The 6513-nt window shown below is 40.9% G+C and carries 6 protein-coding genes and 1 tRNA gene; 5 read left to right on the forward strand and 2 right to left on the reverse strand.

Translation table 11 applies throughout. The features are described 5' to 3' along the window. The first annotated feature begins 49 nt into the window (after positions 1 to 49). The 5 genes from QZ735_RS05920 to QZ735_RS05940 all read left to right on the forward strand — a co-directional run bounded on the left by QZ735_RS05920 (position 50) and on the right by QZ735_RS05940 (position 5419). Positions 50 to 123 (forward strand) — tRNA-Asp (locus tag QZ735_RS05920). A gap of 116 nt (positions 124 to 239) precedes the next feature. Then, positions 240 to 1274 carry a T9SS type A sorting domain-containing protein gene (locus QZ735_RS05925; RefSeq protein ID WP_294245536.1) on the forward strand — a complete coding sequence of 345 codons (1035 nt, stop codon included), beginning with the start codon at positions 240 to 242 and terminating at the stop codon, positions 1272 to 1274. Between the two features lie 20 nt (positions 1275 to 1294). Continuing rightward, positions 1295 to 2695 carry a RagB/SusD family nutrient uptake outer membrane protein gene (locus tag QZ735_RS05930; RefSeq protein WP_294245539.1) on the forward strand — a complete coding sequence of 467 codons (1401 nt, stop codon included), beginning with the start codon at positions 1295 to 1297 and terminating at the stop codon, positions 2693 to 2695. 804 nt (positions 2696 to 3499) lie between these two features. Further along, complete coding sequence (locus QZ735_RS05935) at positions 3500 to 4258, forward strand: response regulator transcription factor (protein WP_294245541.1); 759 nt, start codon at positions 3500 to 3502, stop codon at positions 4256 to 4258. 117 nt (positions 4259 to 4375) lie between these two features. Next, positions 4376 to 5419, forward strand: a complete 1044-nt coding sequence (locus tag QZ735_RS05940; RefSeq protein WP_294245544.1) for a L,D-transpeptidase — start codon at positions 4376 to 4378, stop codon at positions 5417 to 5419. On the opposite strand, the gene QZ735_RS05945 is transcribed toward QZ735_RS05940, so the two are convergent. Further along, a complete protein-coding gene (locus QZ735_RS05945) occupies positions 5416 to 5940 on the reverse strand; it encodes a hypothetical protein (RefSeq protein WP_294245546.1) in 525 nt (174 codons plus the stop codon). The two genes, QZ735_RS05940 and QZ735_RS05945, sit on opposite strands and share 4 nt — an antisense overlap. A gap of 324 nt (positions 5941 to 6264) precedes the next feature. Beyond that, positions 6265 to 6513: alpha/beta hydrolase (locus QZ735_RS05950; RefSeq protein ID WP_367117831.1), on the reverse strand; the 249-nt coding region annotated here is incomplete at its 5' end.

A 6513-nucleotide genomic window follows, 5' to 3' on the forward strand; every position in this document is an offset into this window, starting at 1 on the left:
AGTCCCGTCCGGATCGCAGAAAGTTTTCTCAATTTACTTTAAAAAAATTGATCCGGTAGTTCAGCTGGTTAGAATGCCGCCCTGTCACGGCGGAGGTCGCGGGTTCGAGTCCCGTCCGGATCGCAAAAAAGTCTCCTAATTTTAGAAGACTTTTTTTATTTGTATGTATCCTGTTATCTGCCTGATGAATTTATTTATGGCATGGGATAAGAATAACAAAATGTAAGCACACTAAGACCATGATCAGAAAAATTACCATGTTTATTGCTGCCACAATTGCAGGCACTTTCTTCTCACAAACATTTTCAAATGGAAATTATACGACCGGAAATATTTCTCACAGCGGTGTAAATTCAGCATCGTTAAACGGGCTCCCGTGGTCAGAATGCCAGAGTGATACGGGAAATATTTCGGAAACCAATGGTGTAGCAGGTTTTGCATGTTTTAAAAATCCATTGGAAAGTTATTTTTTGGCTGATGATTTTACGGTTCCCGTAGGAGAGACATGGAATATAAGCCAGTTAAACGTCTTTGCTTATTTCAATAATTATGGGCAGACAACGCCTTCCGTTATGAGGGTTGCTATTCTTAATGTAGAAGATCCTTTTGCCATACCGGTTTTCGGGGATTTTACCACCAACCGTTTTTCCGGGGTTTCAAATCCTGTCGCCAACAGGATTTTTAATTCTTCGGTACCTGCTTCCGGTAATAATGTAAATCTTAACAGACCTGTTCAGAAAATTTCGGCAACTATCGGAACGGCCCTGCCGGCAGGACATTACTGGGTATTCTGGCAACTGCAGGCGCAAGAAACATTTACTCACCTGCTGAATGATCAGCTGAATTTGTATTGTCCGCCTATTACCGTTAGCAGCACCAGAACAATGGCAAACTGGAATGCAAAGCAGTATATGATGCCCATAGGTTCCGTAAGAAATGCTGTAGATGGAGGATATCCTTCTTCTGTGGCAGATGTACCGCAGGATTTCCCTTTTGAGCTTGTTTATTCCAGCAATCTTGCGACAAGGGAAGTACAAACATATGATAACAGCTTCCGGGTTTTTCCTAATCCTGTGAGTGAAACCCTCACCATTCTCTGGCCGTTCTCATCAACTATTGATGAAGGAATAATTACAGAATCTTCCGGAAAACGGATAAGGAATGTTGCTGCGGGTTCTAAATCTATTGATGTATCAGATTTAACACCCGGAGTTTATTTCCTTACTTTAAAGGATAATGCCCGTTCGCAGTCAGTAAAATTCATTAAGAAGTAATAACCTTTCAATTCTAGTCTATGAAAATCTCTACGATATATTTTCTTATTATTACCACTGCCGTAAGCTGCATCAGCCTTAATGCACAGTCACAACAGGAGTATGCTGTAAACCTGGTGGGAGCCTGTTATCAGCAGTCCAGAGCTTTTGATGCCCATTCATTTTCCTGGATTGGCCTTACGAGTATCGTTTCGGATGAAGCAGATAAAGGGAGTGCCGCAAGTGACAGTGGCGGAGATAAGATTTCATTGGATAATTTAAGCTTCAATGCTGGTCTGGAATCATTGGCAGAAGTATGGAAAGGCCAGTATAATGGTGTTTATTCCTGTAACCGCGCGTTGTATTATCTGCCGGGAATGGGTTCCAATGCCACATACGGCAACCGGCTGAATGGAGAGGCCTATTTTTTACGCGCTTATTATTATTTTAATCTGGTCCGGCTTTTTGGCGGTGTTCCTATTCCTTATTTTTCTCCTGATGATACGTTTGACTCCAGAACTTCCAGATACATAAGAAAGACGAAGTCAGAAGTTTATACGCAGATCGAAAATGATTTAATACAGGCTATTTCCCTGTTACCACCCAAAAGCACTTATGGAACGGCAGACCAATGGCGGGCTTCCAAAGGCTCAGCATTGGCACTGATGGCAAAAGTTAAGCTATATCTTGGACAGTGGAGTAGTGTAGTGACTTATACCGATCAGATTACAGGTTACGCTTTAACGTCTAACTATCAGGATAATTTTAAAGTGACCGGAGAAAATAATACTGAATCTATCTTTGAAATACAGGGAACTTACGATGCCGTTAATAATTATAACGGAATACAGGGATACAGCGTTATCCAGGGAGGCAGAGGTAACGAAGGATGGGGTTGGGGATTTAATTCACCGTCAGCAACTCTACAGAATGCGTATGAGGCAGGAGATGTAAGGAAAAATGCTACAATCATTACGGCAGGAAATACCCTGTGGGATGGGAGATACATACCATCAGGCCTCACAAATCCCAGATATAATTACAAAGCCTATCCTGGCTTACATGCTGATGCCTGGGAAACCGATTCGAATATCAAAGTGCTTCGATATGCGGAAGTTTTGCTGATGAAGGCAGAAGCCCTAAATGAATTGGGACAGTCTTCAACAGCTTTGGTCTATATCAACCAGATCAGGATGAGGGCAGGCCTCGCTCCCGTCTCTGTTAGCGGCTATACGGCTGTAAGGGATGCTATCAGAAAAGAACGGAGACTGGAACTCGCTATGGAACATGACCGCTGGTTCGACATTATCCGGACCGGTCAGGCAGCATCTGCAATGACCGCCGACGGGAAAACATTTTTAAGTTATTATACTGTTTTTCCTATTCCACAGCAGGTAATAAACGAAGGAAATGGTTTAACTGTACAGAATCCAGGGTATTAATTAGAGTAAAATAGAAACTGATACCTCATCAGCCAAACAGGTAATAAATCATAAAATCCGGCAAATTACCGGCCGCCAGTATGAGGGTATTTGTTGATCTTATTTATACAGATTTTGAAAGTTATTTGCTGATCCTTCATGAGAATTAGTACTAAAAACCTGGAATTGAGCAAAATGTTTTGTCCATCTGTAACGGAACATTACTGATCAGGTAGAAGCATGGGGAAACAATAAGCTTCGGAAAACAACGGAGCTTATTACATTTGGCAGTATGAAGCCATTAACCAATGGCTTCTGTGAAACATTTTGAATCGAGCGCTTTTAGCTTATTTATAAAACAGATCCTGATTTATATTCTTTAATTCTTTTTGTACCAAAGCAGGTAAAAGTATAATCAACCACTGTTCTTCTCAGTTTTGATATGGATCAGATTTTTCTGCGAATATATAGTGCAAACACTTAATTTCCTCTTATAGGTTCAGATTTTGGTTTGCTTTAGAACCATCATATTTCTCTTTCAGTACTTCCTCCATCATGCTGTTCTTAATTCAGAAATCAAAAAAATACCACCTTATCCGGGTGGTACTGTTGAGTGATGTATAATGAGTTCATGGTTTTGTGCTTTTTTCAGGAATTGACTCCTTTTATTTTATCAATGGCTCGCATTACGGTAGCCTGTATGGTATCTTAAAGGTTTATTACGGTGTAAAAATACTGCTGTTTTATAATAAGTGGTACTACACTTTTGTGTAGATTTGTACCCTGACCATAAAAACTACACTTTCGGGTAGTTTGATTTGTATCATGGAAGAAACGGAGAAATTTTTTAACGATAATAATAAAATAACGTCAGGTACGGGGATTGATTATTCACAGATGAATAATTATCTGGAAGCCGTAAAAGCTTTTGCGCGCATGTCTTACCAGAGCCTGTACATCATTGATTACCTGACACAATCATTTGAATACGTTTCGGATAACCCGCTGTTTCTCTGCGGTATGACCTCGGAGGAAGTGAAAAACATGGGTTACGAATTTTATTTCCGTAATGTAAGGCCTGCTGACCTTGAGATGCTCTTAGCAGTTAATGAAGCCGGATTTGAATTTTATCAGAAACTTCAGGTGGAAGAACGGAAAAAGTATATGATCTCTTACGATTTCAATCTCATCAGCGAAAAAAAGAATGAGATCCTTATCAATCATAAGCTTACTCCTTTTTTCCTGGCGGAAGACGGTAAAATATGGAAAGCCATCTGTATGGTATCCTTGTCCAATGCCCAAGCTTCAGGAAATATCGTCATCAGTAAAGAAGGAACGGATGATCTCTGGAGGTATGACCTGGATACGGCCCAATGGATCGCCGGAGAAAAAAAACGATTGACCGAGCGTGAACAGGAAATACTGAGCCTCTCGTCAAGCGGACTGAAAATCAATGAAATCGCTGACAGGATATTTGTTGCTCCGGATACCGTAAAATTCCACAGAAAAAAGCTTTTCGAAAAGATAGAGGTCAGCAATATCGCAGAAGCAATTGCCTATGCAAAAAACAATAAGCTCATTTAAAAAAGCAGCAGAGAAAGTATTCCCGGAAGGATCCCTCAAAGCCATCTTATCCTTTTTATGATATGATTTAGGTCTGATATTTGTACTGAATAGCGGAAATATTTCGTCCTTCCATTTATGAAAAACATATCCGTTAAAAAATCATTTCTATCCGCTTTATGTGTAATGTTCATGCTGCTTTCCTGTAAAAAGGAAATTGAAAAAATCAACGATAAAATAAATGACGCTTCATCATCGGTCACAGAGCATACAGATTCTGAAAAGAAAGATTCGGTAATCGAAAAAAAAGATTCCGTGGTGCAAAAGGAATCGTTGCCGCCGGCTATGCAGGAAGATGGTTTCTATAATGCTTTCATCTTTCCGAAAAGCAAAAAGATGAAAGATTCCTTATTTGCGGTTTTCAATAAAAAATATTCTGCAGGGGAGCGGTATGCTATTTATGCTTTGAACCGCCTGGATGCTAAAAACAAGTGGAATGCCGATACGCTGGTTGTTCCCGCAAAGATTGATACGACGCTGATGGAATATTCACCTTTTCCGATGCAGATCGATGTTCTGAGCCCTGTAAAGAAATTCGTTGTGTTTTCCTATCCGATACAGGCATACGGGGTGTATACAAACGGAACATTGGTAAAATGGGGCCCCACGAGTATGGGTAAAAAAACCGCTAAGACAAAGACAGGACTTACCTTCGCCAACTGGAAGAAAAAACTCGCTATCTCAACCGTAAGCAGTGAGTGGAAGCTTCCTTATAATTTCAACATTTTCAATATTGACGGGATCGGATGGCACCAGTATGACCTTCCGGGATACCCTGCTTCCCATTCCTGTCTGAGGCTGCTGATGAAAGATGCCCAGTGGCTGTACAGCTATGCCGATACCTGGGTGCTTAATCCTGGAGGCGCAACGACAAAAGCCAAAGGGACACCGGTAATGGTGTATGGTGATTATCCGTGGGGAAAAAGAAAGCCGTGGAGAAAACTGCTGAATGATCCCAATGCCAATATCGTTTCTGTAGAGGAAATGACCAAAATGATCGAGCCGAATATTGCAAAAATCCTGAAAGAGCAGGACAACCGGGAGAAAGTGGTAGATTCCATCAGGGCGGCAAAGGCCGTGCTGGAACAGATGCCTGAAGATCCGAAGATGCAGGCTCCTTAATCCTTCTTTTCAAAATGGAGGGTAGATTCTTCAGCAAATCTTCTCAACTTAAGCATCTCCTCTTTTCCTTTGTACCGGCCGAGCCTTCCGGCGATATAGGTAAGGGCGATCAGGAAAAGCATAATGAAGGATGCGGTAAGCGCCCATGGAAATTCATGGCTGTTGATCTGTTTTTCCACGTAATACATGGAAATGAATACCATCCAGAGAATTGAAAAAGAAAAATACAGGAACATAAAAAATGTCCAGACGGCGGAACTTGGTCCGAAGACGCCAAGGATTGCCGTCTTTTCATCTTCCGTTTCTGTTCTCAGTGAAAGTCTGGGCTTCCAGAAATGATCATATTCCGTCTCCACACAGATGGTGGCTATTTCCTTATTGATGTTTCCGGAAAATTCATCTTTGTGTTCAGCAAGGTATTTTTTCAGGTTTTCAGCATATTCCTCCTTCGTTAAATCGGTAAACATGGTGAATCTGGGACGGGTTCTTATTTTGTCTAATGTAGTTTCTTCTGTATTCATATTTTTTTTGTGTATTTAAAGGGTTGCCTGTCTGTTCCGTCAAACGAAATTTTTCCCGGAACTTATTTTTGGCTGCGTTTAGTCATACGCTTTACAACAGGTTATCATCAACAATTTCGGTGCCTCCCTGGCAGGATTGGTCTTTTTACATTATATTGCCCTCTAAGTTATGTTATTTCAAGGAATTATAATGCAGAGCGTAAATCAGCTTATGATACAGGCATATGCTGAAGATTCATACCTGTTTTACTTTACAGGGAACTGATCATAAAAAAAAGGCCGCCCGAAATTTCAGGGCGGCCTTTTATTAATTAAGAAAAATATTTATTTTGAAAAGAAATCCATCAGGTCGATATAATTCTTCTGATTGACCCCATGGCCGCTCATGTATTCCCTGAAGGTAAAATAACAGCTCAGGTCATACAGCAGATCGGCAGCTTTTCTTCCCCATTCCAAAGGGATAACGGCATCATCGGTACCATGGGAAATAAAAAACCGCAGCTTTTCCAGTTTTTTCTTGTCCTTCACGATGTCTGTAAGCAGTTTTTCTTCCGGATAGCAGCTCAGGCAGGC

Source organism: uncultured Chryseobacterium sp. (assembly GCF_913776365.1).
In the GTDB taxonomy this organism is placed as follows: domain Bacteria; phylum Bacteroidota; class Bacteroidia; order Flavobacteriales; family Weeksellaceae; genus Chryseobacterium.

Bases quoted from the DNA above. Each gene is read 5' to 3' on its own strand.
- QZ735_RS05945 (WP_294245546.1), bottom strand. From the start codon at position 5,940: ATGAATACAGAAGAAACTACATTAGACAAAATAAGAACCCGTCCCAGA.
- QZ735_RS05930 (WP_294245539.1), top strand. From the start codon at position 1,295: ATGAAAATCTCTACGATATATTTTCTTATTATTACCACTGCCGTAAGC.
- QZ735_RS05925 (WP_294245536.1), top strand. From the start codon at position 240: ATGATCAGAAAAATTACCATGTTTATTGCTGCCACAATTGCAGGCACT.
- QZ735_RS05935 (WP_294245541.1), top strand. From the start codon at position 3,500: ATGGAAGAAACGGAGAAATTTTTTAACGATAATAATAAAATAACGTCA.
- QZ735_RS05940 (WP_294245544.1), top strand. From the start codon at position 4,376: ATGAAAAACATATCCGTTAAAAAATCATTTCTATCCGCTTTATGTGTA.